Below are 24,427 nucleotides of genomic sequence, written 5' to 3' on the forward strand. Positions count from 1 at the left end.
TAGCATAGACGATTATGGTCGGCCGGGTAAGTCGGAGTCAGTCGGCGTTTCAGTCGCCCCAGCGATATTGCCAGGCAATACCGTAAGTGTTGAAATCATTACCCACCGTAGTTGCCAGTGAGCTGTGAGCGAGAAACTTGATTAGATGTCTGGGGCTAACAGGCCAGACCAGCGTGGCACCGAAGCGGGAGTTTTTCAGCAGGTCGGCGCTGCCAATACCGTCCTTTTTTGTCTTTCCGCCCCAGAAATAATTAGCATCGATGGCCAGCCATACACCTTTTGGGAACAGATGGATTAAGTGTGCCTGCAAAGCATAAATATTATCCTGAGTAAGCTCTCTGTCCACGATAAAATCGTCATTGTCAGTGAACACGGTTACCGAAAAAGCAGCATCAACCGACCAGGTATTCCAGGTATGAGAAGCGCCGATCTCTGGTTTGAAGAACCAACGATTCGCGCCACTATTAATCAGTTTGTCACCGTTGTAGCTGCCCAAAGGTATACCCACCTGGAAGCTTGTGCCAACCACTGTTCCGCGCAAGTCGTTCAGGGTGTACTGTTCGAGTGTGGTCGCGGGCGCCCCGTAAAAATTCCACGCCACGCGTACCTTAGGGTCCAATGAGCCGCAGCGAGAAGCTTCAGCAAAAACCCCGTCAACGAAACCGTCGCCATCAAAACACTGTACCCCAACACTGGCATCAAACTTCGCCAACTGCCCCGCCAATTCAAAAGTGCGCGCGAAGCCTGCTACTGTACTGACTATCTCCACCTGCGCATCATCGAGTGGTACCGAAGGCGCTGCATTCATTTCTCCCTCTGAGTAGGCAGTAGCCACTAGTACAAAGCTCTGATCAATCGGCAGATTGAGATAGTTACGGGGTTCCAGATCCTGGCTGAAGCTGGCGCTAGTCCATGCCAGGCCAATTATGACAACTGCGGTGAAAAGCTGGTTACTCATGGTGTGTTTCAAAACGATAACCCTTTGAATTGCGTTTGCATTGATGTGCCTGCAAAGCGTTACTGGTGTTATCTTAACATTATCTGAGCCACGCGCAGGTGTTGAAATATCACAGTCAGAATGCCCTCCCGACAAAAGATCATACTTCGGGCTGTTACCGGTTAAACTCGCCACTCGGTCTTTAAAAAGTCAGAGCGGAAAAAGGGAATGTTCGTAGCAGGTCATCATTGTAATTTTAGCCTTTGTGCTATGTGCTGCATTGCTTGGTTCTTTGGGCTGCACGGCGATGAGCCTTACTGCGAGACTGTAAGGTGAAAAGAGCGACGTTTGGCGGCCTTGCTGGAGTTTTTTCACTGTCCCTGATTCTAGTGCTGCTGATAGGCACTGGCCTGTTACCACTCAACCTCAGTCTGCTGCGCGGCACTATCGCGGCTCAGGTTTCTGACTTTCTTGGCTTTGAGTTGCAGTTGGATGCTCCCTTGCGTGTCCGGCTGGGTCCACGTGCCAGTTTGACCGTTGGTGGTCTGACGCTCGCTGCGCCTGCTATGAATACCACCGGCCTGATTCGGGCTCAGAATCTGAAGGTTTCTTTGGATACGCGTGCCTTGTTGCGAGGTGAGATTTTGTTGCACAGTGTCAGAGTAGCGCAGCTGCAGTTAGAAATCTGTGAGCTGGGTGAGGTGCAGTCGCCGGTTAGTGAACCCGGTGAGGCCCAGCTGTTGCCGCGATTGGCTTTGGATACTCTGGATGTTGGTGTGGTGTCTCTACTGTGTGCTGGCGAGGAGCCTGACGAAGACTATTGGCCGCGGGATTTGTCTTTGGCAGGTGCTGCAGTCTGGGGAAAGCCGGTTTTGCTGCGGTTGAACGCGGAGATTATGCAGCAATCACTTGGGGTTGAGATTGAGACCACAAACCTGCAAAGTTTATTGGAAGGCCCTGCGTCAGTGCCGTTCAATCTTGCGGCGATACTACAGGCGAAAAATGATCGCTTGGAGCTTCACTTCGATGGCAGTATCAATACGCTGCTGACACTGCCGACCTTGTCGGGTTCTCTGCAGGCATCTGTGCGTGGGGCCGCAGGGCTTTTGGCGCCCTACGAGGTAGAGATTCCGCAGGACTGGGGGCTGGATAATATTGGCCTCATCGGTTCTTTGGAGATTGCCGAACACGGCGTTGCCCTGTCTGATGCCCACCTAGTAATAGATGAGTTAAAGCTGCAGGCAGCTGCTACTCTGGTTCCTGATGATAAGGGCGTGGCCACAACCGTGGCGCTGCAATTCAACGATTTTGATCTCGCTTTCCTTAACCGCTTTATCGACGCTGACCTTGTGCTAACTGGAATCGCCGGCACTATCAGTGCCGATGCTGAGAGCTACGGCGATAGTCTGGCGCTTATTTTGGACGAGCTCAGAATGAACGCGGAGCTAGCCAATGTTCAGGTGGCCTTGGACGGGCAGGCGTTGCCTCTGCAGGTCAATAGCGCCAATGTAGCAATCGGGTTTCACGAACAGGGCCAGCTGGAGTTGCAAGGGAACTGGCTGGACAAGCCTGTCACTGTTTCAGCGCAAACACCACCACTTGTCGATTTGATGAAGCAGGAAGAGTGGCCTTTGAGTCTCGAAATGAACAACGACAATGCGCGTCTAGCACTAACAGGGACTATTTTTGACGCATCTAATGCGCCGCGGATGGCGGGTAGTCTGCAGTTTTTCGCGCAGCGTAGCGGAGACCTTAACGGGTGGTTGGATATAAACCAGGCCAGTGAGCTTGATATCGGTGCAGAAATTTCTTTCGACATCGAACAGAGTTCGCAGCGCATCGAAGTGCATTCTCTGCGACTGGGTCTTTCTGCTCTGCAAGGTAGCCTGCAGCGATGGGTACTCGATGATAAGCCATCACTGGCTTTGAACCTGCAAGCCTCTCTGCTCGATCTGGCGGAACTGCAGCTCCTATTACCGGCACTCGAAACCAGTGCACAGAGCCAGCCGCAACCACTGGAGGCTGGTTCTGCGCCTGCGAACCAAGACCCCCTTGGCTGGCTTGAGGATTTTCTGAAAGGGCCCAAACTGGTTGTGGATCTGGGTATTAAAAGTCTGCTGAATGGAAGCTTCAAGGTGGATGACGTGCAGATGACTGGTACGGTTTTTGCCGGGCGGATTGAGGACGCCAACTTGGAGCTCGAGTACGAGGATGTTGTGCTCGGCGGTAAGCTTGATGCTAATTTTAGCCAGCGCCCGTGGTCACTTGAGTACGACATTGTTGCCGACAATATCGATATTGGCCGGGTACTGGAAAGTTTTGACATTGCCACTGGGGTCCGTGCGCGAGCAAAACGAGCTGAAATTACTATGCAGATGCGAGGGGGTACGGTGGCGGAACTGATTGACAGCGCCAATTACCACGCGTTTGTCTATGAGCTCGACTGGTTGCCGCGCGGGCTGGCAAACGACGACGAAGACAAATTGTTTTTTTCCAAGCTGGAGTTTCTCGGGCAGCCGAACGCGCTCTCGATTTGGCGAGGTACTGCCAATTATCAACAGCTGCCTTTGGACTTTTTATTGCGCGCGCCGCCATTGAAGGAGTTGCTCGACCCTGCTAACGCTGCAGATGTGCAATTCGCTTTGCGAGCTGGCTCGGATGCTATGCTGATCGATGCTCGAATTGCCGCTGGGAGCTCCTCTATTTTGGACATGGAGCTTGATATGTCGGCGGCGACATTAGACCAGCAGCTTGAATCTCTGGATGAGCTTACTGGCCCGCTAGACGCGGTGCGCATGCGAACTCGATTGGAGCTTGAGCGCGGCAATTTGAGGCTCAGTGACATTGACTTGCAGTTGGGAGTAAGTCGTATTTTGGGCAGTGTTACTGTGTTACGGCGTGGGTCACTTACCGAGTTTGATGTGGCACTGGATTCACCACTGCTGGAAACTGAAGATTTAGTAACGCCAATCGCGCTTCTGAGGGGTGGTCGGCTAGCAGATCCCGGGCGAGATCAGCAGCGCGAGCGGAGTAATACTGCAAGTCAGGCTGAGGTTGAGGCTGAGATTGAGGAAGTGCCGCAAACGTCTTCTTCCGAGGCTGTATTTTTCGCTATGTTGAACCGCCGCATCGAAGAAATTACTGCGGAAAATCATCTCAAATTCAATCTTAATATCGATGAGTTGCAAACAGCAGGTGAGCCGCTTGGGCGGGCCAGCGCAGCCATGTTTGTTGATGACACCAAAGTGGAAATTAAGCCGTTTAGTATTGAATTTCCGCAAGGCAGAATCGAGGCGATGTATGTCGCAAAATATCTGGATGATGGAGTGCAATCCAGCCTTAAGGTCGATATAGAGCGCGTTCAGTACGGAGGGCTGTTGCGGCTATTCGATGCGGATTCTGAAGCTGATGGCATGGTTTTTCTGGAGGTGGAGGCTACAGCTGATGGTGAGCACTGGAATGATCTGACTGGCGAAATAGCGGGGCATCTTGATGTGGCACTTTTTCCCAAGGATATAGAGGCTGGATTTCTCGACTTGTGGGCTTCCAATGTGATTTTGGCGCTGCTGCCTTCTAGCGGTGCCGAGAGCAAAAAGAAGATGAATTGCATGGTCTCGCGCTGGACTGCGCAGCAAGGGCTTGTGACCTCCAAGAATTCATTTCTGGATTCGACCGATATTATTGTGAGAGTGCGTGGTGATGTAGATCTGGGTCGGGAGGAGCTCGATTTGCTCGCGGTTCCCCAGGCTAAGACCGAGCGCTTTTTAAGCGTATCTGCGCCTATAGAAGTCAAGGGCGGCTTTGACGACTTCACAGTTGCTCTGGCGCCTGGAAGTTTTTTCATGACCATGACGCGATGGTATTACGGGCTTATTTATGTCCCCTGGAAGTGGCTGACCGGTGATCGGTTTCCCGAAGACGGGATTGAGACCTGCTTTAATGCGATTGACTGGGAGCTTCCAGAGACGATGAAACCTTGATTGATCGCGCAACCTCTATAAGCGGGCCGGGTTTGCTACTGACGATGTCCTTTTGTGTTGCTGCCCAAGCGACCCCCGCGCAGGAACAGGCCGGTTCTGGACCATTTTATGGGCCCAAGGGTATACAGTTCGTGTCAAGCGACGAGGCAACTGATCTGTGGTTGGGCGTCCGCTTGCAAACTCGCTGGTCGAACAGTCGCATAACTCAGGATGCTTTGCCCGCTCCTGTCGAAGAGGAAGATAGCGAGCTTAAGCTTAACCGCGGCAGGATCAAAGGTGGGGGAACTCTGCTAGACCCGCGCCTGGATGTGTATTCCGAAGCTGATTTCACTGATCAGCGTCTGCTGGATCTGCGCATGACCTGGCAGTTTAGTCCGGCGCTTTATCTTCGCTTGGGACAATGGAAAGCGGACTATAACCGTGAGCGAATCGATTCTTCTGGCAAGCAGCAGTTTGTTGAACGCTCCGTGGCTACGCCCTGGTTTACCGTCGACCGTCAGCAAGGGATCGTAGCCTCTGGACGACTGGCAAAGGGCTCCGGTCTGGATAGCAACTATTGGTTTGGCTGGCTGAGCGGTAGTGGCCGGGGCGGTGAGCTTGAAGCCGATAACGGGCTTTGGATGGGCCGTTACCAATGGAATATTGGCGGCAGGAAGCTTGCCTTTAGTCAGAGTGATATCAAACGACACAATCCGGGTGCTGGATCGGTAGCGCTGGGACTAGTGCATGGCAAGAGCAGCTATACCAGCTTTTCGAGTGCGGGTGGCGGACAGTTACCTGGCTTTACCACCTCTAGCCCCGGTCGCTATCGCATAGATCAAGCGATGCTGGAAACAGCCTGGCAGCAGGACGGTTTCTCATGGCAGCAGGAGTTGCATTGGAAGCGTATAGAAGACCGTCAGGATGGTGGCTCGCAGAGTCTGGTTGGGGGCTATGCTCAGGTTGGTTACTTCCCAGGTAGCCGCTGGCAACTGGTTCCAGCGCCGCTCGAGCTGGCGCTGCGCTGCGCTTACGTTGATCCGAACCGTAGCGATGGTGATGACTATGAACGTGAGCTGACTGTGGCCGCCAACTGGTTTTTCAACGGCCATCGTAACAAGCTGACGGCGGATTATTCACATGTGCGACGGCGCGAAGTGCCCGAAAGCGACACTAGCCAACGTCTTCGACTGCAATGGGAGTTTTCGTTCTAAGTGCAGTTGCCAGAGTCGCGGGGAGCGGCAAGAGAGCGGGGCTGTGAGCCAACCCCGTTGTTACATTACTGTATAGGAAACTGCTCGAAAATATCGCCAACCGACTGGTCAACCAGCCCTTCCAAGTTCTTAACATCCTTTTGAGTGATTCTGCCGCTGACGGTACCTTCCCACAGGAGTTTGCGTTTGCTTGTTTCGATCATGTCTATGCTCAAAGTGCCTTCCGTGTATTGTTCAATACGCGTTTCATAGTCCATGCCACCGTAACCGAAGCTGTCATAGTAGCCGCCGCGATACCCGTAATAGCCGCCACTCATGGTAGGCGTTTGGCGCGAACGAATTTTTTCCTGCGAGTGAATGTAGAAATTCATCAATACATCGGGGTTAACCGGGTCGTAGGTTAAACCACGCAGATCAAGCTGCTGGGCGACGGCAACCTTCAGGAAATTGGTTTCCAGTGATTGGTATTTGGCTGTGTCTGTGGCCAATTCTTCCAGAAAGCCATAGGTCTTTATGGTAGAAAAGTCAGTGCCAGGCGCGGTGTTCGAATAGGTGTTTGGTGTTGAAGAGCATCCCGCTAGCAGGGCAGTGATGGTCAAGAGAAAGAATGCAACGATGCCAGATTTTTTAGAATTCACAGATACTTGCCTCAAGTTATGGATGGACGCAAAGTACCCGAGTTTATGTATGCGGGCAAGCGCTATCGTTGTACGCTGATCTGGTAATCTGCCACTCGTGCCGGCTGTTCTAAGTTCATGTTAGTTGAGCGTTTTGTCGGGCCAAAACTTGAACCCATGAATCAGAGCCTGGAGGGCGAAGCCGGAGTCCGTCATCTGGTAGACACGCACGCCTGGCGTGAGTGTGCCGGAAATTTCCTCGCCGGCTTCTACCGCGTCTGTTTCAACCTTCGCGTCGGCCTGTGCTGAATAATCCCAGCCTGACTCAATGAAGTCATCAATGGCTTCTTGAGAGTCGAATATCATCACCGCAGTATAGTCTTTGAGGCCGACACCGAAGCCGGTGCCGGCGCCCACCATCCGCATATAGGTATCACTACCATCGCGATGGTCGCGCAGGATACCGACACCGCGGGCGGTAGAAAAAAGCAGCAGATTGATGCCCGTGTTACTAAAAATGGCGTATCCCTTGGCTGCCAGTAGCACTTCTTCTGCATCGCTGACCTCCTGATAAAGTTTGGTGAGGACATTGAGGCGCATCTGTTTAATCTCCGCGCGGCGCTCGTCCGGTGAAGCGTCCTTACCAAAGGCCGATCCTATTGGGAGTGTCAAACTGAGCATTAATATGAGCAAAAATCTCATGTGCCTACCTTTCTAAAAAAAATGCGCGAGCCATCGTTTTATTGTAGTAGCCATCGCTGAGAGCGCAAGAGACACAAGTGTCGTTTGCTCTGCGTTCGCGGGATGTATGCTGTCGCATAGACTGCTGCACACTGTGTTGCCGAGGGATGCGAAGCGCAACGCCGTTTGGACCTGTTGGTGCCTTAGGTTACACTCGTTGCCGTTCACCGATAAGGTATACCCATGCGTAGATTAGTTCTGCCGCTGTTGCTGTTGGTGTCTTACTCTGCTTTAGCCGCCGATAGTTTTCTTAGCAATTTCATTGATCCAGACGATGGTTGGTTCGATGGAAGCCAGTTTCTGTTGGATTATCCTTATGGTGTACTTCCGGTGCCGGTAGTTATTACTGAACCTGCGGTAGGTGAGGGTTTGGGTTTGGCGGCGGTTTATTTTCATGATGCCGATCCGGCCTGGGATGGCGAAAGAGTCGGCGAAGATGGCCGCCTGCATCCACTCAGTACTTCGGCGGTCGTGGCGGCAGCGACCAACAATGATTCCAAAATAGTGGGTGGCGGGCACTTCGGGCATTACAAGCGCGATACCCTCCGTTACGAGGGTATGGTCGGCGCTGCCGATATCAATCTAAAATTCTATGGCTTGGGTGACGGCGCAGAGAACTCTGGCGGCTTCGGGTTCAATGCTAAGGCACTTTTTGTTAGTCAGCAGCTGGCATTTCGCCTCGGCCGCAGTAATTGGTTTGTCGGCGGTGAATTGCAATACACTGATATGGAGACAAAATTCAAGACCGGCATTGATATTCCTGGTTTAGACACGTTTGATTTTGATTCGACCAATGTCGCTTTAGGCGTATTGGCATTCTATGATTCACTGAGCAACCCCTATACGCCGCACAGTGGCGTGCTGAGTGACGTCAGCTACAAGCGCTACGATGAGAGTCTGGGCGGAGATTTCGACTATAATCTGCTGGACTTAAAAAATCAGGTGCACTTTACCCCGTGGCAGTCGCTGGCAGTCGGGTTGCGCCTGGACGCCAGTTTTCTCAGCGGTGACGCGCCATTTTGGGCTCTACCTTTTATCTCGATGAGGGGTATTCCGGCCCTGCGTTATCAGGGTGAGAACGTGGTAACTGCTGAAGTGCAGGGCGCGTGGTCGCTGCATCCGCGTTGGCAGCTGCTTGGATTTGCCGGTGCCGGACAGGCCACGCAAGACCGTGATAATCTGGGGGACGCGGAAACCCATGTTTCTTATGGCGCGGGATTTCGTTATCTGGCAGTGCGACAGTTGGGCTTGAACATGGGGCTGGATGTGGCCAAGGGGCCCGAGGAAACGGTTTGGTACGTTAGTTTTGGTACTAAATTTATGTGATATTGTAGAAAATTATTTACGTATACAAGTTTACTGGTTGACCGTGGAATCAGTCAGTATGCAAAGGCTGACATCACAGCTGACCGCAAGAATACTTAGATTAATCTAACCAGGAGCTCCCAATGTTTAAACAATCTATTGCCAGAGCGCAGTCCGGAGTATCTTCCGTGAGAAAGCTGACCGCTCTTTTTATCACCGCAATTGCTTTTGCGGCTATCTCAACGCTGTCAGTGCAGTCCGGCGACGCGCCGGAAGTAAGCCATGATGGCCTGCACCTGGATACTGACTCCAAAGTCGCCCTGCTTTACACCAAGCCGGACGCGGACTTTAGCGTTTACGAGCGCTTTTTGATGCTGGATGCTTACGTCGCGTTCAAGAAAAATTGGGAGCGGGACACCAAGGTAGCTGGTCGGCGCATTCCAAAGAAAGATATTGAGAAGATTAAGGTCGAAGCGGCAGAATTGTTGTACGAAACTTTCAGAGAAGAATTGGATGAAGAAGGCGGCTACGAGTTTGTTACCGAAGCCGATGACAATGTAATGATTATGCGCCCAGCGTTGATCGACCTGCAGATTACCGCGCCAGATATAAAATCGGCGGGACGCGTCACACAATACGTTGCATCTGCGGGATCGGCCACGCTGTACCTTGAGTTATATGATTCTGTCAGCGGTGAAATTATTGCCCGTATTGTCGACCGTCGTAATATGCAAGATTACGGTTACGCGCGCTGGGCCAATAGTGTCACCAACCGGGCTGACGCCAAGCGGATGTTCAAGCGCTGGGCTGACCTGTTGCGTCAGGGCATGGACGAGCAGCGCAGCGAGGCTGGACTGCCTCCGATTAAGGCGAAGTAAAAGGTTCTGCTGAGGCGGTTCTGCCGCCTGGCCCTTGTCAGTCTTTGGTATTTTTTATTTAGATTAAGTTGAGCGAAATCAATCCGCGCTTAATTGACATTTTTGCACTATAACGTCGCCGCTCTGAAGCTGCCATACTATAACCTTGAGATTTATCGGAGAGACGATATGTCAGTGTTTAGGGTGATTGACGTTGCGGTAGCTGCTTTGGTTTTCGGTGCGCTGATGGCGTCTCCGGCGCAGGCCGAGCAGGCCGAGCAGGACGACGTCAGCAAGGCGTTGGACTCTACCGCTACGCAGTGGAGCTATCAGTTTGCCTATCAGAGCATGCCTAACTACCATGACGATACGGTAAACGGCGAACCGCGGCCCCAGGGCTCTGACAATTTTGTGCAGGCCAGAATTGTCGCACCGATAAAATTTGACTCCTTCACGCTGCTGCCGCGTTTGACACTACGGCACTATGAAAACAGCAATGGCGACTCAGGTTTCGGCAACACCGAATTGTTTGGCCTGATCATTCCAAAGTCCTGGGACTGGGGTACCGGTCGCATGGGGCTGGGGCCGCTTATCACTGCACCGGGAGACGAGAAGGTTGCCAAGGATGAGTGGGGTTATGGCGCTGCTGGTGCCTGGGTCAATACCTCCGGCAACTGGTTCTATGGCGTGTTGCTGACTCAGTCTTGGCGAGCAGTTGACCCTGAAGCTTTGCCACCCAGTGAATCGGACACCCAGCCGCTGGGAATTGCACCGTTTCTGAACTATCAGTTGGGCAACGGTTGGTTTATTGGTAATGGCGATATGGTCGCGCGTTACGACTGGGATTCCAAAAAGGTGTATTTGCCCATTGGGGTGCGTGTTGGTCGGGTGATAGTGCGACCCAACAGCAGTATCAATATTTATGCGGAGTACCAGACTGCGCTCATATACGACGATTACCCGGGTCCAGCGGTCGAGGACTCAATTCGCATTAACTTTACACTGACAATGCCTGCACTATAGTTAGTGACTACTGTGGGCTCGGTCTGGAGCTGGGCCGAATCTGGGCAGGTCAGTGCCGGGCTACCAACACCTTTGATAACTAAAAGAGGTAAACCTCATGAAACTCCGATTTATTAAGAAAACACTTTGCGCCGCCGCTGTGTTGTTCACGAGTGTGGCCGCCTTAGCTGCCGATAAGCCCAATATTCTGGTTATCTGGGGTGATGACATTGGGGTGCACAATATTAGCGCCTATAACCACGGCGTGATGGGTTACAAGACTCCCAATATTGACCGCATTGCTCGTGAAGGCGCTATGTTCACCGATTCCTATGCGCAACAAAGTTGTACTGCGGGTCGCGCCTCATTTGTTCTCGGTCAGCACCCGTTTCGTACCGGCCTGTTGACGATTGGTATGCCGGGCTCCGAGCACGGAATACCTGAATGGGCGCCCACCATTGCTGACCTGCTAAAGAATCATGGCTACCGCTCTGGCCAGTTTGGTAAAAACCACCTCGGGGACCAAGACCAGCACCTGCCAACCAATCACGGCTTTGACGAATTTTTTGGCAATCTGTATCACCTGAATGCAGAGGAAGAGCCAGAGACCTATTACTACCCGAAAGATCCCGAGTTCCACAAAAAGTATGGCCCGCGTGGTGTACTCCACGCCTATGCGGATGGCAAAGTTGAAGATACCGGCCCGCTAACCCGCAAGCGCATGGAAACTGTTGATCAGGAGTTCCAGGGCGCCGCGGAAAAGTTCATTGAGAATGCGGTGAAAGACGACAAGCCCTTCTTTGTCTGGCTGAATGCCACCAGGATGCACGTGTGGACGCGGTTACAGCCCAAGTATCAGGGCATTACCGGCATTGGTCTGTATCCGGACGGGATGGTTGAGCATGATGATGCGGTTGGCCGCATGCTGGCGCAGTTAGAAGAGCTTGGCATCGAAGACAATACGATTGTTATCTACTCGACCGACAACGGCGCTGAAACCTTCAGTTGGCCAGACGGTGGCATTACGCCGTTTACCGGTGAAAAGGGTACTACCTGGGAAGGCGGGTTTCGCGTCCCCCAGGCGATCCGCTGGCCCGGAGTGATTGAGCCCGGTACCATTTTTAACGATATTATCTCTCATGAAGACTGGCTGCCCACATTGCTGGCCGCCGCCGGTGAGCCCGACATCAAGGAAAAGCTGATGAAGGGCCACCGTGCCAACGGCAAGAAGTTCAAGGTCCATCTGGATGGCTACAACTTTCTGCCTTACTTTCAGGGCAAGGCAGAGGAAGGCCCACGGGAAGAAATCTTCTACTTTGGTCAGGGCGGCGAGCTGAATGCTATTCGCGTGCAGGATTGGAAAATTCACTTTGCGACCATCGATGGCAACATTGCCACCGGAACCCGTCGAGTATCTTCCTGGCCAGTGTTGGTGAACTTACGCGCTGACCCCTATGAGAAAGCGCCGCATGAGGCAGAAATGGGTTATATGCGCTGGTTTGCCGATAACATGTGGACGTTTGTGCCTGCCCAGGCTTACATCAAGGAATTCCTTGATACCATGGACGACTATCCGTTCCAGCCTGGCAGCAGCCTGAGTGCCGCCGATATCAATTACGGTACTTTTCAGAAACAAAAAGCGCTGAATCGTCTGATCGAACTGGAGACGATGTCCCGGCCCAACAACTAGGTCCGCGGTATCTGTTCTTTTAAGCCCGGCCTGTGCCGGGCTTTTTTATGTCCCGGCTAAACCCGCGCCTTGCCAACCACAATGGGCAGGTCAAGATAAGTCTTGATACCCGGTCCGGCCTGACACACAACCGGTATGCTGTTGACACAATGCATGGCCGTCGCCACCATGCCGGGGTTGCGTTTTTGCACCTGTGCCCAGTCCATATCGCGGGTCGGGTGGATACCGTGTGTTGTGATATACACGGGAGGATCACCCTCTACTTTCATGGAGAAACATTCGCCTTTTTCTTCAATCGCGCGGCCGTCGAACCAGCCAGATTCAATATTGTCGGTGCCCATATACCAGTTGGTCTCAGCCTTGATCACCGGTTCCCCGTTTACCAGGCCTTGCCAGCGAAAGCGCTGCGCGGCCAGCAGTCCCGGTTCAATAACACCCATGGGGGTGTCGATAGGTGCGGTTGCCAGCGCGATATCGTGGGTTGCCTGCAAGCCCTGGTCCAGGGTAAAGCCCATGGCATCGGCGATCATGTGCACTGACTGTCCAAAGCCGAGCCCCAGAAAATCCAGCATGAAACTGCTTTTGGCTTCCTCGGGTGTTTTACCAAACAGCATAATGTCGTGGAGTACATCAGGTGCCCCGTACGTGCGGCAATCGGAGTACTCTTCGCAGCTAACGTAGGTAACATCACGAGAAAAGCCCGACATAATCAGCGGCCACTTCTCCGTCACTCCGCCGGGGTGTATGCCGGTGCCGTGCAGTGTTGAGTGGCCTGATGCGCAGGCGGTATCCAGTGTGCTGGTATTGAGATGTGCCGGATAGAACCAGCCCAGCGGGGTGACCACGTTGATTCCGGCTTGCAAAAAACGCGCTAACTCTTTCTCGTCCGGCAGCAGTGGGCTATAGAGAATGCAGTCGGGCTTCAAGCCGAGGATAGCTTCAATATCATTGGTGGCTTTGACGCCAGTATCCCAATCCGGGTGCCCGGCGAGCGCACCCGCATCGAGTCCGACCTTTTCCGGGCTGTGCACCCATACCCCTGCCAGCTCCAGGTCGGGGTGAGAAACAATACCTTCGATAGCCGCCCGCCCCAGGTTTCCTGTGGCCCATTGCACAACGCTGTATGTCATAACCTGCTACCTCTATAGCTAACGTGTCTCGTCAGGCCAGCCTGACGATCGGTAAATTTTGAAACTCAGCTCGCCCTATTCTGCTTGGCGTCGCTCGCTTAAGGAAGGCCCTATGCTGATTCCAATTCCGCGGGTTTACCTATCTGTCCGCATGGCTCGATATTGCCACCCTCGCGTGAGGATGGCATGCCCCGGTCGTATGCATTAACGGCAGTCGCGCCCGGTGCGCTAATAAACAAAGTTGTAGCGAAACCCCAGTACCAGGATGTCCGGGCTGGAGCTGCCGTCAGCAAGCTGACCATTGCTCCATTGATATTCCAGGTAGATCATGTCTGCCAGGCGATTGGAGTTAAACTGGTAGTCCAGTGAAATATAGGTGTCGTTGAGGTCAAATGTGCCGGTATAGGCGTTGCCATTGGGTTGCAGCCCGTTGTAAGCGAGCCTGAATCGGTAATCGTCACTCAAGCTGTAGCCCAGGTAAAGCTCGTAACCGCGACTGTCAAAGTACTGTCCCTCGTCGTCGGCTTCCAGATTCTCGGTAACCGAAGCGGTGGCGGCTATGGTCCACAAATTATTATTCCATTGCAGTCCCAGCACAGCGGCGCTGCTGTCGCCGGTTTGTCCGCGCGCTTGCATCTCCGGCGTAACATCGTCGACGCTGGCGTTGTTAAACGCACCGCCCACACTAAAGCCCGCCAGGTTCTTCCATAGCAGGGAGGCGGCGTAGCCGTATTTGTAGTCGACGCTCTGTTCCAGGTCTGGTATTTCGGTGTTCAATTGCCCCTGTAAGCCCCATTGCCACTGACCTTCACCAGAGCGCAGTTGCAACGAATTGGTGGCTCGGCCGGTGCCCGCCGCAGCCCCGTCGGTTCCAGCATTGTAAACACCGTGTGCACGTCCCCCGAGGGAAATCAGGCGGTCGGTCAGCCCGGCAATATCATGGTATACCGACCAGTTCTTGCCGACCTCGACACTCATGCCGTTCCAGCCATAGGACAGATATAAAACGCGCACATCCAGGTTATCGATACTGTTTGAATCGGGACTGATCGCGCCGCTCTCGTCGTCAAAAAAGTTGGCACCGATTTCGATATGTCCGGTAAGCTCCTGCCCGGATTGAGTCTTTTTAACCACGATACCGCCCAGGCGACTGCCAGCGTCCGTGAGCTTTACGGTGTCGTCGGTGAATGTGGTGTTGGCCCTAAAGCTGACATAGCCTTTGAAGGGCAACCGGCGGGTCTGCGTAGCACCGCGTCCAGCATCAGGGGTCTCGGCGATGTCGCTTAGCTGATCCATGTTCGAGGGCTGCATGCCGGCGAGCTCAGCGTTATCCCTGTTGAGGGTGATGACGCGCTCTTCACTACCCTGGCCCGATTGCTCCAGCAGGTCGCGGCGCAGGCCGATCAGTTCCTTATTACCGCGCTGGGAGTCGTTATCTTCGCCCAGCTTCTTATCTCCGGTACGGCAGCGGTAGCTGACGTTGTCGTCATTCGCCAGACCCCGTGTCTCGGCTGCCTCGGAGGCAATTTCATCCTGGTCGCAGACGATTTCTGTATCGTCATTTGAGACTGCTGTGATTTGTTTTGGCGCCTGCTGCTGTGGGCGGTTGGTCTCTAGCGAGACACGGCTAACATCATCGGCGGTAAGCTCTTGCGCGGCGGCAGCATAGGTTAGTAAGTGCTGAGTTAGTATCAGGCAGAGTGCGAGCGCAAAATTCAGGGAGGACATTATAGTAGCCGTGCTTATCGGACTGCAGAGGCGGCCGCGCTGTGATGAGTGGTAATGCCTGTGGTCAAGTGTGATTGCCTCGCGCCTGAATCTTATGAGCTAGTCTAGCATTCTCACTAGGCATGGCCAGCGTCAGGAATGAGGTTTGCCATTACCCTTCGACATGATACTCAGATTCATTAAATCGGCAGTGGCGCCAACCGCGTCTCGTGTCTTCTGGTCAGTTAGGCTCGGCTGGCGGGGCAGAAACCTTGCGCGCCACACGGTACCAGACCACGATTCCCAACCCAGACCACAGCAGCAACATAAACCACTCATGCGGCCAGCTTAGTGCTCCGGGTGAACCCGGCATGAATACCAATAGCAAAGCCAGTGCTAGCACCAGTGCAGTGGTTGCAACTAGCTTGCCATGCCGCACCCTAAACGGACGCTCTAACTCGGGCTCCGTGCGGCGCAGGCGCAAGAAGGCCCAGCACACCAGACAGTTGGTAATCACGAACATGAAGCCGCCGGCGTTGACGAGCCAGATCAGCAGACTGCTGCCAAAGAATGGTGCGATTACGCTCAGCGCTCCGATCGCCAAAATCGCGTTGTGTGGGGTGTGATAGCGCGGGTGAATCTCCGCCAGAAAGGCGGGTAACATGCCCGAAGCTGCCATCGCATAGATGGCGCGGCTGCAACCCAGTACGAAGGCAATCCAACTGGTCATGATGCCGGCGATACCGCCCAGTACCAGAATCTTGCCCATTAAGGGGGAACCCCAAGCTGCGGCATTGGCGTCGGCGGTGGCCATTGTGCTGAGTTCGCGCTGTTCGGGTGACAGGTTCATGCCGACGCCCAGAATCATCAACGCATACCACGCTAGCGCCATCATTACTGATAGCACCAGCAGTTTACCGATCTGTGCCGGCGGCAAATCGATTTCCTCAGCCGACTGCGGGATAACGTCAAAGCCAATGAACATCATAGGCACCAGGATAAGCACGCTGAACACGCCACCGATGCCGTCCCTGAAAAGCGGCTGCATGTTAGTGGTGCTGCCGTTTTCCAAGGTGCCCATGACCAGAGACAGGCCAATGAGCAAAATGACCACGCTGGCAACGCTTTGCACCAGGGCCGTCAGGGCTATACCGCGGATATTGACCACGGTGACCAGCACGGCTGCTGCTGCGCCGATCACAGCAGGAAGTAAGTAAACCTCACCGCCTGCAAACTGCCACAGATAACCCTGCTGTATGTTGGGTATTAGGTACTGCATGGCCTGCGGTAGGGCGACTGCCTCAAAAGTGGGTATGGTTAGATACGCCATTATCAGACACCAGGTACAGATGAACGACGCCTTGCGACCCAGTGCTCTATAAGTGTAAACGTGTTCTCCACCTGCCTTGGGCATAGCTGTCACCAATTCTGCGTACACCAGAGAAACCAACAGCACCTCCAGGCCGGCAAACGCGAACGCGGTTATCGCGCCCATGGTTCCGGCGCGACTGATCCAGGTGCCGGTGAGCAACACCCAGCCCCAGCCAATCATCGCGCCGAACGACAGTAACAACACCTCGCGACGTTGTATTACTCGAATAAAGGGACTCGGTTCAGTCATCGAATAGCTCGTACTGCTGGTCGCTATAGTTTTGCCCGGGTTGCAGGCGCAGGCCCGCTCCCAGCAATCGTACCGGTTTTTGCTCCCGTTGCCAGGCGCTGCGTATTAACCGTTGGTAGTCAGGCAGGCTCTGCCAATGGCTTAAGTCGCCGCTGATAATTTCTTCCTGAGTGGTCTGGGTGAAGGTGTCGAACTTGACCTTCACATAGCGCTTGGTCGGTTGATACTCATTCTCGATCTTGCTGAAGCGGCGGGCCAGTTCCTCCAGCAGGTCTGCTACCGCGGCGACAATGTCGGCTTCATTACTGATATCTTCGGGATAGGTGTGTTCGACACTGATAGATTTGCGTTGGCGGCTGGTCTTGACGCTGCGTTCGTCGTGGCCGTATGCCAGTTCAGCCAGCCGTGGGCCGTATTTACCGAAGTGTTTGGCCAAGGTAGGTACGGGTATGGTTTGTAAATCACCACAGGTAATGACGCCCAGTTTTTGCAGGCGCCTCCCGGTCACCTTGCCGACACCCATGATGCGCGACACGGGCAACTGCTTAACGAATTCAGCTATCTGCTCCGGCGCTATAGTGAAAGTGCCATCGGGCTTGTTCCAATCGCTGGCCACCTTGGCCAGAAACTTGTTGGGCGCCACACCTGCCGAGGCAGTCACTTGCAAGTCTTCGCGAATCCGCTGACGAATCTCGTTGGCAATCAAGGTCGCGCTGCCGTCGTACCGGGTACATTCAGAGACATCCAGAAAAGCCTCGTCGAGCGACAGTGGTTCAATGATATCCGTGTAGTCATGAAAAATGGCATGAAACTGCTTCGATACCTCGCGATAAATTTCGAAACGTGGTTTGACGATAGTCAGCTGCGGGCATAACTGTAAGGCGCGCGCCGATGACATTGCCGAGCGTACGCCAAATTTGCGGGCAGCATAATTACTGGTGGCTATGACGCCACGGCGGTCAGAGTGTCCGCCGACAGCGATGGGCTTGTCGCGGAGGCTGGGGTCGTCGCGCATCTCGACTGAGGCATAAAATGAATCTGCGTCTATGTGAATAATTTTGCGCATGGACGTGGTCTTGCTCTCAGATCTACTGCTGGCGCTGTTGCTGCTGTGCTGCCCAGAGTCCGGCATACACGCCGTCCTTTTCGAGGAGCTCCAAATGGGTGCCTTGTTCTACGATGCGGCCCAGGTTGAGCACGGCAATTTTGTCAGCATCGACAATTGTCGATAGCCGGTGGGCGATGACCAGGCTTGTGTGATCGCGAGAAATTTCTGACAGAGCCGCGAGAATGGCCTGTTCCGACTTGCTGTCAAGGGAGGACGTGGCTTCATCAAAAACCATTATAGGTGGGCGTTTCAATATCGTGCGAGCGATAGAGACCCGCTGTTTTTCGCCACCGGAGAGCTTCAGCCCGCGCTCGCCGACGACGGTTGCGTGGCCTTGTGGTAACTGGCGGATAAACTCGCCGAGGTGGGCGAGTTCGATCGCTTCCATCACTTCGGCATCGCTGGAATCTGGGTTGCCATAACGAATGTTTTCGAAGATGCTGTCGTTAAATAGCACGGTATCTTGAGGTACTACGCCAATGGCTTCGCGCAGGCTGCTCAATGAGACACCGCTGATGTCTTGCCCGTCGATTAGAACACGCCCACCTGCGGGATCGTAAAAACGGAACAGGAGTTTTACCAATGTCGATTTGCCGGCGCCACTGGTGCCTACTACCGCGACCTTCTGTCCTGGCTCGATAGCCAGGTCTACCTCATGCAGAATGCTTCTGTCTTCTCGATAGCTGAAATTGACTTTACTGAACAGGATGCCGCCGCGTTTGACCTGCAGTGGTTTTGCGTCAGGCTGTTCTGTGATCAGTGGTTTTTCCGCCAGTAGATCAAACAAATTCTCTATGTTCGCCAGCGAGCCTTTGATCTCGCGGAACACGAAACCCAAAAAACCCAGGGGCATGAACAATTGCAGCATGAACTGGTTGATGAGAATAAAGTCTCCCGCGGTAATTTCACCAGCGCGCACCTGAAAAGCCGCCAGACCGATCATGCTGGTTTGTGCGACCGCAATGATAAGAGCCTGTCCGCCATTGAGTCCAAACAAGGAGAGTCGATTTTTGCGCCGCGCCAATTCCCAACGCGTTAGCTCGACGTCGTAGCGATCAGCTTCAAAGTTTTCGTTAGTAAAGTATTTGACCGTCTCAAAGTTCATCAGGCTGTCGATGGCGCGCGTATTGCTGGCTGAGTCCGCCTCGTTCATCTCGCGCACAAAACGAGTGCGCCATTCAGTTGCGCGCAAACTAAACACGCCGTAAGCAATAATTGAAGCCAGAGTAATCACGGCAAAGCTGGGCCCGTAACCCCATAAGAGAATTCCGACTACCATGGCAATTTCGAATATTGTGGGTGCAATATTAAAGACGAAAAACCGCATCAGAAAACTGATGCCGGTGGTCCCTCTCTCAATATCCCGGGCCAGGCCGCCGGTGCGCCGGTTGAGGTGAAAGTCCAGATCAAGCGCATGCACGTGGCGAAATACCTTAAGACCAATCCGGTGCATGGCGCGTTCGGTAACACGCCCGAAAATAGTGTCACGCAGCTCGCCAAAAAAGACATTGGAAAAGCGCGCGGCACCGTAGGCTAGTACTAATCCCAGCACGAGAGTGGCCCCAGTTTGCGCCATGGTCTGCCCATCCATCATATCGACCAGATGTTTGAGCAGAAAGGGAATGGTCAGTAACGCGCCCTTTGCCAGAATCAGACAGGCGAGCGCCAGTAGGACCCGGGACTTTGATTCGGCCAGGTAGGGCCATAGATGACTAATGATACGCCAGTTGGCAGTACCCTCTGTGTTGGAGTCAAAGTTACCGTGACGCATAGTTTTAGTGGTTTCCGGTGTTAGCTTTGCGATCTATGCGCCGCATTACAAATTTCATTAAGGGTTTCATGAACACAGCTTTGAGGCGATCGCTGAGCGTGGTGCTGCGACTATTGGCGGCAGAGCCAAAACGCTGCAGATCCAGCTGCTCGCGTATATCAATTGTGGCAATTATGTTGCGTTCGTCGAGTGGAATGCCGGCGGCGTCGGCTATGCGCACCATGCGCTGGAAATTTCCCGCCACCGCTGCAGCGTCTACTAGCACGGCGCTGCCAGCTGCGCTCGCCAGTGCTTCGCGCGCAGTGGTCAGCGCGGCTTCATCACGGCGGGCGAGACTTTCCGCGAACACCATCAGTTCGAGGGCGTATTCAAGGCCACCCGCTGTGGCGCTGCTATCGCCATTTATCATTTGCAGGTTAACGTCGGTCTTGGTCATATCGGCACTCAGACTGAGCATCGTTGCGTGTGAGGTAGTTCAGTAAAAGCACTCGTTGATGGCAGACACTCTGCCGGCAACAAGTTCCATTTGCATACGATTGATGGCCCGACCGTGGTCGCCGCTGAACTGCATCATGCCCGCCATGTCCAAATACTGCCCGGCAGCGACCATGAACCATCCGCGCACGGCATCAGGTACAACGCTGAGCGCACGCAGCACGTTGGCGGTGTGGTCGCCCCATAGATCTGCTTCTTGGCCGGTGGCGCCTTGTGTGGGCAGCATTGGCACGAAACCCGTGCCTCTTATAGCCTGAGCCGGTCGATAGTGATTCGGCTCGCCGGGGTGTGCTGGCGGCAGCGGTTCAGGCGTCAGTCCCAAGCCGCGGTTAAACTCGTCGATGCTGAACACGGTAACGGCAATGCCCAACAACTCGACGTATTTCTCCGGGCGCATCCCGGTCTGTTCCAGAGAGTCTACCCAGTCTTGGGTAATGCGAGCCTGATCAGTGATAATCCGGTGCACCGCATCAACAGTCAGTTCATCCAGTTCACCAGCGTGCGTATGCTGGCCAGCGAAGTTATAGGGCGAAAGCGCCTGCTTACGCTGAGCGCAATATTCACAGCTAGTCGCCTGGCGAACTTCATTGGCTATGGCAACCCGTTCAGTACCGCTCCACCAGTTGCCCGGGTGCGACAACATACTCCAATAGTCTCGATAGACCTGCTGCAGATCTTGCCGGACGGGATAGGGTGAATGTTCGTAGCTAAATGCAGACACGTGCTAAGCTCACGGCAAAATAGAGAGATCAGCTTAAACTCTGAGGGTGAAAAAAACTATGGTTAAAGCAGTGCGTATTCACCAAACCGGTGGTCCTGAAGTGATGCAGTTTGAAACTCTGGAACTGTCTCCACCGGGTCCTGGCATGGTTACGGTCAAGAACCATGCTATTGGGCTTAACTACATTGATACCTATCACCGCAGCGGCCTATATCCACTGCAGCTGCCGACAGGTATTGGTCTCGAAGGGGCCGGGGAGGTGACTGCGGTCGGTGAAGGAACCGACTTGCAGGTAGGTGACCGCGTGGTCTATTTTGCGGCGGGGTTTGGTGCTTATGCGGAGGCTCTCAATTTGCCCGCCGTGCGTTTGGTTAAAGTGCCCGATGGCGTGGATCTGGATGTTGCAGCGGCTGTGGCACTAAAAGGCGGTACGGTTGAATACCTGTTACAACGTACTTACCCCTTGCAGGCCGGTGAGCATTGCCTGTTTCATGCCGCTGCTGGCGGTGTCGGGCTGATTTTTGGCCAATGGGCGGCAAGTATCGGCGCTAATGTAATAGGTACGGTGGGTTCTGATGAGAAGGCTGACCTGGCGCGTAGTCATGGTTATCAGCATGTGATTAATTATCGAACCGAAGACGTAGTCGAGCGCGTGCGTGAGATTACCGCTGGCAGTATGTTGCCAGTGGTTTACGACGGTGTTGGCAAAGATACGTTTGAGATGTCACTGGATTGCTTGCGTCCCCGTGGTTTGATGGTCAGTTTTGGTAATGCGTCAGGCTCGCCAGCGCCGCTCGACCTGCAAACGCTCACCGCCAAGGGCTCTCTATTCATTACCCGTCCCTCACTGATGAGTTACACCGCAGATACTGACGAGATGCGCCAATGCATGGCTGATGTGATGGCCAAGGTCGAAAGTGGGGCTATCACAGTAGATATCAATCAGCGTTATCCTCTGGCGGAAGTACAGCAGGCGCACCGTGATTTGGAAGCGCGTAAAACAACCGGCTCCACGATTCTGGTGCCCTGATGACAACTAGGACAAGGAATAGGCTATGACTAACCTGGAACGCTGGCACGAAGTAGTTGCTGGCAAAGATCCCGATCTGCTCGACCCACTGCTGGCGGATGACTGTGTGTTTCATTCCCCGATTGTGCATACCCCTCAAGAAGGTAAGGCGCTGACCAAGTTGTATTTAGCGGCGGCGATGCAGGTATTGACGGTGGAGGGTTTCGCTTACACCAAGGAAATCGTCGATGGCAATCAGATGGTGCTGGAATTCAGTGTTGAGAATGAAGGCGTTATGATTAATGGGGTTGATATTATAAGCTTTAACAACGCCGGACAGATTGTAGAATTTAAGGTAATGGTGCGGCCGTTGAAAGCGGTTAATTTTTTGCATGCGCAAATGAAGGCGATGCTTGAATCTATGACGGCCGCCAGCTAGTTCTGGTTGTGGAGGTATGACAGTGAGCAACAAGAAAGAAATTAACAGTTTTGGGTGGGCGCACTGGTGCTCGCAACAGCTTCGTTTGCTAATGCTGCTTGTTCTGGCGCTGGTTCTGGTAGCCTGCTCGGCGACCAAGGGTAAAGTGCCGGAGCAAGCCAGTTTGTCAGGTACGGTGACCTATAGGGAGCGCATCGCGCTGCCCCCGGGAGCGCTGGTCACCGTGCAATTACAGGATCAGTCCCTGCAGGATGTGAAGGCGACGGTGCTCGCTGAAACGATCGTTGAGGCGAAGAGTGGACCGCCCTATGCGTTCTCTCTGGATTATTTTCCGCCGCAGATTGTGCCGCGGCGAACCTATGGGCTGAGCGTGCGTATCACCGTAGGCGATCAACTGTGGTTTATTAATGATACCCATATACCCGCCTTTCCCGAGGATGGTAGCGAACACAATATCGTGGTTCGACGGGCGGGCTCGAGCGGGCGTTAGTGGCATGGAGGGGGTGAGCTGATGCTAGATTCTGTAGAGCACTTGCAAATAAGCACTAACGGCATTGAGCTTCATGTTGCCAGTTTGGGCTCCGGGCCGCTGGTCATTATGTGTCATGGATTCCCTGGGCTCTGGTATAGCTGGCGCAAGCAGATGCCGGCGATAGCAGCCGCCGGCTTCCGAGCTTTGGCGGTGGATACCCGTGGCTACGGGCGCAGCGACCGACCGCAGGAATTCAGTGCCTACGACAGTCAGACTCAGGTAGCAGATATCCTCGGCATTCTCGACGTGCTGGGTGAACAGCAGGCAATTTTCATTGGCCAGGATTTTGGTGCACCGCTGGTTTGGAATATCTGCGCGCGGGCGCCGCAGCGAGTTAGGGCCGCGGTTGTGTTTGGAGTGCCTTACGATTTTGAATCGGCGGTGGGAGATAGCCAGGATTCAGAGGTCGAGTTATTGGGCGGCAGTGCGCTGTCACCCAGCGAGCAGTATGCTCTGGTTGCGCAGGACCATTTCTTCCATATGCATTATTTCCAGACTATTGGCCCAGCTGATGCCGAGCTTAACGCGCAGCCACGCGAATTTCTGACGCGACTTTATTGGGCGCTTAGTGCCAAGGGTAATCTTCTCGACTGGCGTAACTACCCGAGTGATGGCACCGGATACCTGGATGTCCTGGAGCCGGCGGGGCAGCCCCTGCCCTGGTCATGGATGAGTGAGGCTGACATGGACTACATTGTTGGCGAGTATACCAGTGCCGGAGCGGAGCTGACTTTTCGCGGAGGTCTAAGTGCTTACCGAGTGCAGGATATCAATTGGCAAATTGCCAAAGGCTATCAGGGCGTCAAGGTTGATGCCCCCGTATTGTTCATGATGGGTGCCGATGACCCGGTGCGCGACATGATGCCGGCTGCCGCCTTCGAGCACATGCGCAGCGGTGTCCCCAATCTTACCGACATTCACTATATAGATAACGCCGGACATTTTGTTATGCAGGAGCAGTCAGAGGCGGTTAATGCTCTTTTGATTCCGTATTTGACGCAGTACCGCTAGTGTTACTGAGGCAGCAGTGGGCGAGCCTAAGAGTGCATATGGCCATGCCGGTCAGAGCAGCAGCCGGTCATCGATAGGGATAAATTTGCTGGCCTGCTCAATCAGCAGATCGGAGGTCAGGCTGGGTACGCCGTAGACTTCACCGGCAGTGTCAAAGCGTTGCTTGATGCGGTGCAGCAAGAAGCCAAAGTCGCCATCGCCAGACAGCAGTACCACGGTATCGCACTCCTGCGCTGCTTCGTAGGCGTCCAGCGCCAAACCTACATCCCAGTCTGCTTTGGTGGTTCCATCCAGCCGCTTCAGCACGGGTTTTAATTTTACCTCAAACCCTATCGCGCGCAGAATGTTCTGAAACTGCATTTGTTTTGAGTCGCCGCGGTGAGTCGCGTAGGCATAGGCGCCTACTAGCTCGCGTCCGTCGTTAACCTCGGCCCAGAATTTGTTGTAATCGAAGTTGCGCTGGTAGGCCTGACGACAGGTGTAGTAGATGTTTTGCACGTCTACGAAGATGCTGATTTTTTCCATAAAAGTTTCCAGTCTGCCTATCACGCGCCGCGCGAT

21 protein-coding genes are annotated in these 24,427 nt (G+C 53.9%); 10 read left to right on the plus strand and 11 right to left on the minus strand.

Features of this window, described 5'->3' with window-relative positions; all coding sequences use genetic code 11:
• Positions 1–49 precede the first annotated feature (49 nt).
• Positions 50–958, minus strand: a complete 909-nt coding sequence (locus EYC98_RS05095; protein WP_279244226.1) for a transporter — start codon at positions 956–958, stop codon at positions 50–52.
• 311 nt (positions 959–1,269) lie between these two features.
• On the opposite strand from EYC98_RS05095, the gene EYC98_RS05100 reads away from it, so the two are divergent.
• A complete protein-coding gene (locus EYC98_RS05100; protein ID WP_279244227.1) occupies positions 1,270–4,917 on the plus strand; it encodes an AsmA family protein in 3,648 nt (1,215 codons plus the stop codon).
• A 131-nt stretch (positions 4,918–5,048) separates the two neighbouring features.
• A complete protein-coding gene (locus EYC98_RS05105; protein WP_279244228.1) occupies positions 5,049–6,110 on the plus strand; it encodes a porin in 1,062 nt (353 codons plus the stop codon).
• 65 nt (positions 6,111–6,175) lie between these two features.
• Here EYC98_RS05105 and EYC98_RS05110 read toward each other — a convergent pair whose 3' ends face one another.
• A complete protein-coding gene (locus tag EYC98_RS05110; RefSeq protein ID WP_279244229.1) occupies positions 6,176–6,748 on the minus strand; it encodes a DUF4136 domain-containing protein in 573 nt (190 codons plus the stop codon).
• A gap of 120 nt (positions 6,749–6,868) precedes the next feature.
• Positions 6,869–7,429 carry a lipid-binding SYLF domain-containing protein gene (locus EYC98_RS05115; protein WP_279244230.1) on the minus strand — a complete coding sequence of 187 codons (561 nt, stop codon included), beginning with the start codon at positions 7,427–7,429 and terminating at the stop codon, positions 6,869–6,871.
• A 222-nt stretch (positions 7,430–7,651) separates the two neighbouring features.
• Between EYC98_RS05115 and EYC98_RS05120 the strand changes: the two genes are divergently transcribed.
• The 4 genes from EYC98_RS05120 (at position 7,652) to EYC98_RS05135 (ending at position 12,322) form a co-directional block, all read left to right on the plus strand.
• A complete protein-coding gene (locus EYC98_RS05120) occupies positions 7,652–8,794 on the plus strand; it encodes a BamA/TamA family outer membrane protein (RefSeq protein WP_279244231.1) in 1,143 nt (380 codons plus the stop codon).
• A 122-nt stretch (positions 8,795–8,916) separates the two neighbouring features.
• The gene (locus EYC98_RS05125) at positions 8,917–9,651 is read left to right on the plus strand and encodes a DUF3313 family protein (RefSeq protein ID WP_279244232.1); all 735 of its coding nucleotides are present in this window, start codon (positions 8,917–8,919) and stop codon (positions 9,649–9,651) included.
• Between the two features lie 168 nt (positions 9,652–9,819).
• Positions 9,820–10,653, plus strand: a complete 834-nt coding sequence (locus EYC98_RS05130; protein ID WP_279244233.1) for a hypothetical protein — start codon at positions 9,820–9,822, stop codon at positions 10,651–10,653.
• A gap of 97 nt (positions 10,654–10,750) precedes the next feature.
• Positions 10,751–12,322, plus strand: a complete 1,572-nt coding sequence (locus EYC98_RS05135; RefSeq protein WP_279244234.1) for an arylsulfatase — start codon at positions 10,751–10,753, stop codon at positions 12,320–12,322.
• A gap of 56 nt (positions 12,323–12,378) precedes the next feature.
• On the opposite strand, the gene EYC98_RS05140 is transcribed toward EYC98_RS05135, so the two are convergent.
• The 7 genes from EYC98_RS05140 to EYC98_RS21855 form a co-directional block, all read right to left on the minus strand.
• Positions 12,379–13,452, minus strand: coding sequence for an NAD(P)H-dependent amine dehydrogenase family protein (locus tag EYC98_RS05140; RefSeq protein WP_279244235.1), 1,074 nt, complete (start codon positions 13,450–13,452; stop codon positions 12,379–12,381).
• Positions 13,453–13,680: 228 nt separating this feature from the next.
• Entirely contained in the window at positions 13,681–15,180 is a 1,500-nt protein-coding gene (locus EYC98_RS05145; protein WP_279244236.1) for a porin, read from the minus strand.
• 220 nt (positions 15,181–15,400) lie between these two features.
• Entirely contained in the window at positions 15,401–16,780 is a 1,380-nt protein-coding gene (locus EYC98_RS05150) for an APC family permease (RefSeq protein ID WP_279244237.1), read from the minus strand.
• Positions 16,773–17,846: a DNA polymerase IV gene (gene dinB / locus EYC98_RS05155; RefSeq protein WP_279244238.1), complete on the minus strand. Its 1,074-nt coding sequence runs from the start codon at positions 17,844–17,846 to the stop codon at positions 16,773–16,775. Before dinB ends, EYC98_RS05150 begins: the two co-directional genes overlap by 8 nt.
• Before the next feature lie 22 nt (positions 17,847–17,868).
• Positions 17,869–19,659: an ABCB family ABC transporter ATP-binding protein/permease gene (locus EYC98_RS05160; protein WP_279244239.1), complete on the minus strand. Its 1,791-nt coding sequence runs from the start codon at positions 19,657–19,659 to the stop codon at positions 17,869–17,871.
• A gap of 4 nt (positions 19,660–19,663) precedes the next feature.
• Complete coding sequence (locus tag EYC98_RS21850) at positions 19,664–20,095, minus strand: hypothetical protein (RefSeq protein WP_478219244.1); 432 nt, start codon at positions 20,093–20,095, stop codon at positions 19,664–19,666.
• A gap of 39 nt (positions 20,096–20,134) precedes the next feature.
• On the minus strand, positions 20,135–20,875 hold the full coding sequence (locus EYC98_RS21855) for an alkylhydroperoxidase-related (seleno)protein (protein ID WP_478219245.1): 741 nt from the start codon (positions 20,873–20,875) through the stop codon (positions 20,135–20,137).
• Positions 20,876–20,933: 58 nt separating this feature from the next.
• Between EYC98_RS21855 and EYC98_RS05170 the strand changes: the two genes are divergently transcribed.
• From EYC98_RS05170 to EYC98_RS05185, 4 genes are read left to right on the plus strand one after another with little or no spacing between them, the layout of a single operon-like run.
• Complete coding sequence (locus EYC98_RS05170; protein ID WP_279244241.1) at positions 20,934–21,905, plus strand: quinone oxidoreductase family protein; 972 nt, start codon at positions 20,934–20,936, stop codon at positions 21,903–21,905.
• 25 nt (positions 21,906–21,930) lie between these two features.
• Positions 21,931–22,323 (plus strand): nuclear transport factor 2 family protein, encoded by a 393-nt coding sequence (locus EYC98_RS05175; RefSeq protein WP_279244242.1) that lies wholly within the window; start codon positions 21,931–21,933, stop codon positions 22,321–22,323.
• Between the two features lie 22 nt (positions 22,324–22,345).
• Complete coding sequence (locus EYC98_RS05180) at positions 22,346–22,813, plus strand: YbaY family lipoprotein (RefSeq protein ID WP_279244243.1); 468 nt, start codon at positions 22,346–22,348, stop codon at positions 22,811–22,813.
• Between the two features lie 21 nt (positions 22,814–22,834).
• Positions 22,835–23,866 (plus strand): alpha/beta fold hydrolase, encoded by a 1,032-nt coding sequence (locus EYC98_RS05185; protein ID WP_279244244.1) that lies wholly within the window; start codon positions 22,835–22,837, stop codon positions 23,864–23,866.
• Between the two features lie 51 nt (positions 23,867–23,917).
• Here EYC98_RS05185 and EYC98_RS05190 read toward each other — a convergent pair whose 3' ends face one another.
• Positions 23,918–24,391: a LabA-like NYN domain-containing protein gene (locus EYC98_RS05190; protein ID WP_279244245.1), complete on the minus strand. Its 474-nt coding sequence runs from the start codon at positions 24,389–24,391 to the stop codon at positions 23,918–23,920.
• Positions 24,392–24,427 lie beyond the last annotated feature (36 nt).

This window comes from Candidatus Litorirhabdus singularis (assembly GCF_026262625.1).
GTDB classification, from domain to species: Bacteria; Pseudomonadota; Gammaproteobacteria; order Pseudomonadales; family Halieaceae; genus Litorirhabdus; species Litorirhabdus singularis.

Excerpts from the sequence above, each read along its gene's own strand:
- EYC98_RS05095 (WP_279244226.1), bottom strand. The coding sequence starts at position 958 with ATGAGTAACCAGCTTTTCACCGCAGTTGTCATAATTGGCCTGGCATGG.
- EYC98_RS05115 (WP_279244230.1), bottom strand. The coding sequence starts at position 7,429 with ATGAGATTTTTGCTCATATTAATGCTCAGTTTGACACTCCCAATAGGA.
- EYC98_RS05120 (WP_279244231.1), top strand. The coding sequence starts at position 7,652 with ATGCGTAGATTAGTTCTGCCGCTGTTGCTGTTGGTGTCTTACTCTGCT.
- EYC98_RS05125 (WP_279244232.1), top strand. The coding sequence starts at position 8,917 with ATGTTTAAACAATCTATTGCCAGAGCGCAGTCCGGAGTATCTTCCGTG.
- EYC98_RS05130 (WP_279244233.1), top strand. The coding sequence starts at position 9,820 with ATGTCAGTGTTTAGGGTGATTGACGTTGCGGTAGCTGCTTTGGTTTTC.
- EYC98_RS05135 (WP_279244234.1), top strand. The coding sequence starts at position 10,751 with ATGAAACTCCGATTTATTAAGAAAACACTTTGCGCCGCCGCTGTGTTG.
- EYC98_RS05140 (WP_279244235.1), bottom strand. The coding sequence starts at position 13,452 with ATGACATACAGCGTTGTGCAATGGGCCACAGGAAACCTGGGGCGGGCG.
- EYC98_RS05145 (WP_279244236.1), bottom strand. The coding sequence starts at position 15,180 with ATGTCCTCCCTGAATTTTGCGCTCGCACTCTGCCTGATACTAACTCAG.
- EYC98_RS05150 (WP_279244237.1), bottom strand. The coding sequence starts at position 16,780 with ATGACTGAACCGAGTCCCTTTATTCGAGTAATACAACGTCGCGAGGTG.
- dinB (WP_279244238.1), bottom strand. The coding sequence starts at position 17,846 with ATGCGCAAAATTATTCACATAGACGCAGATTCATTTTATGCCTCAGTC.
- EYC98_RS05160 (WP_279244239.1), bottom strand. The coding sequence starts at position 19,659 with ATGCGTCACGGTAACTTTGACTCCAACACAGAGGGTACTGCCAACTGG.
- EYC98_RS21850 (WP_478219244.1), bottom strand. The coding sequence starts at position 20,095 with ATGACCAAGACCGACGTTAACCTGCAAATGATAAATGGCGATAGCAGC.
- EYC98_RS05170 (WP_279244241.1), top strand. The coding sequence starts at position 20,934 with ATGGTTAAAGCAGTGCGTATTCACCAAACCGGTGGTCCTGAAGTGATG.
- EYC98_RS05175 (WP_279244242.1), top strand. The coding sequence starts at position 21,931 with ATGACTAACCTGGAACGCTGGCACGAAGTAGTTGCTGGCAAAGATCCC.
- EYC98_RS05185 (WP_279244244.1), top strand. The coding sequence starts at position 22,835 with ATGCTAGATTCTGTAGAGCACTTGCAAATAAGCACTAACGGCATTGAG.
- EYC98_RS05190 (WP_279244245.1), bottom strand. The coding sequence starts at position 24,391 with ATGGAAAAAATCAGCATCTTCGTAGACGTGCAAAACATCTACTACACC.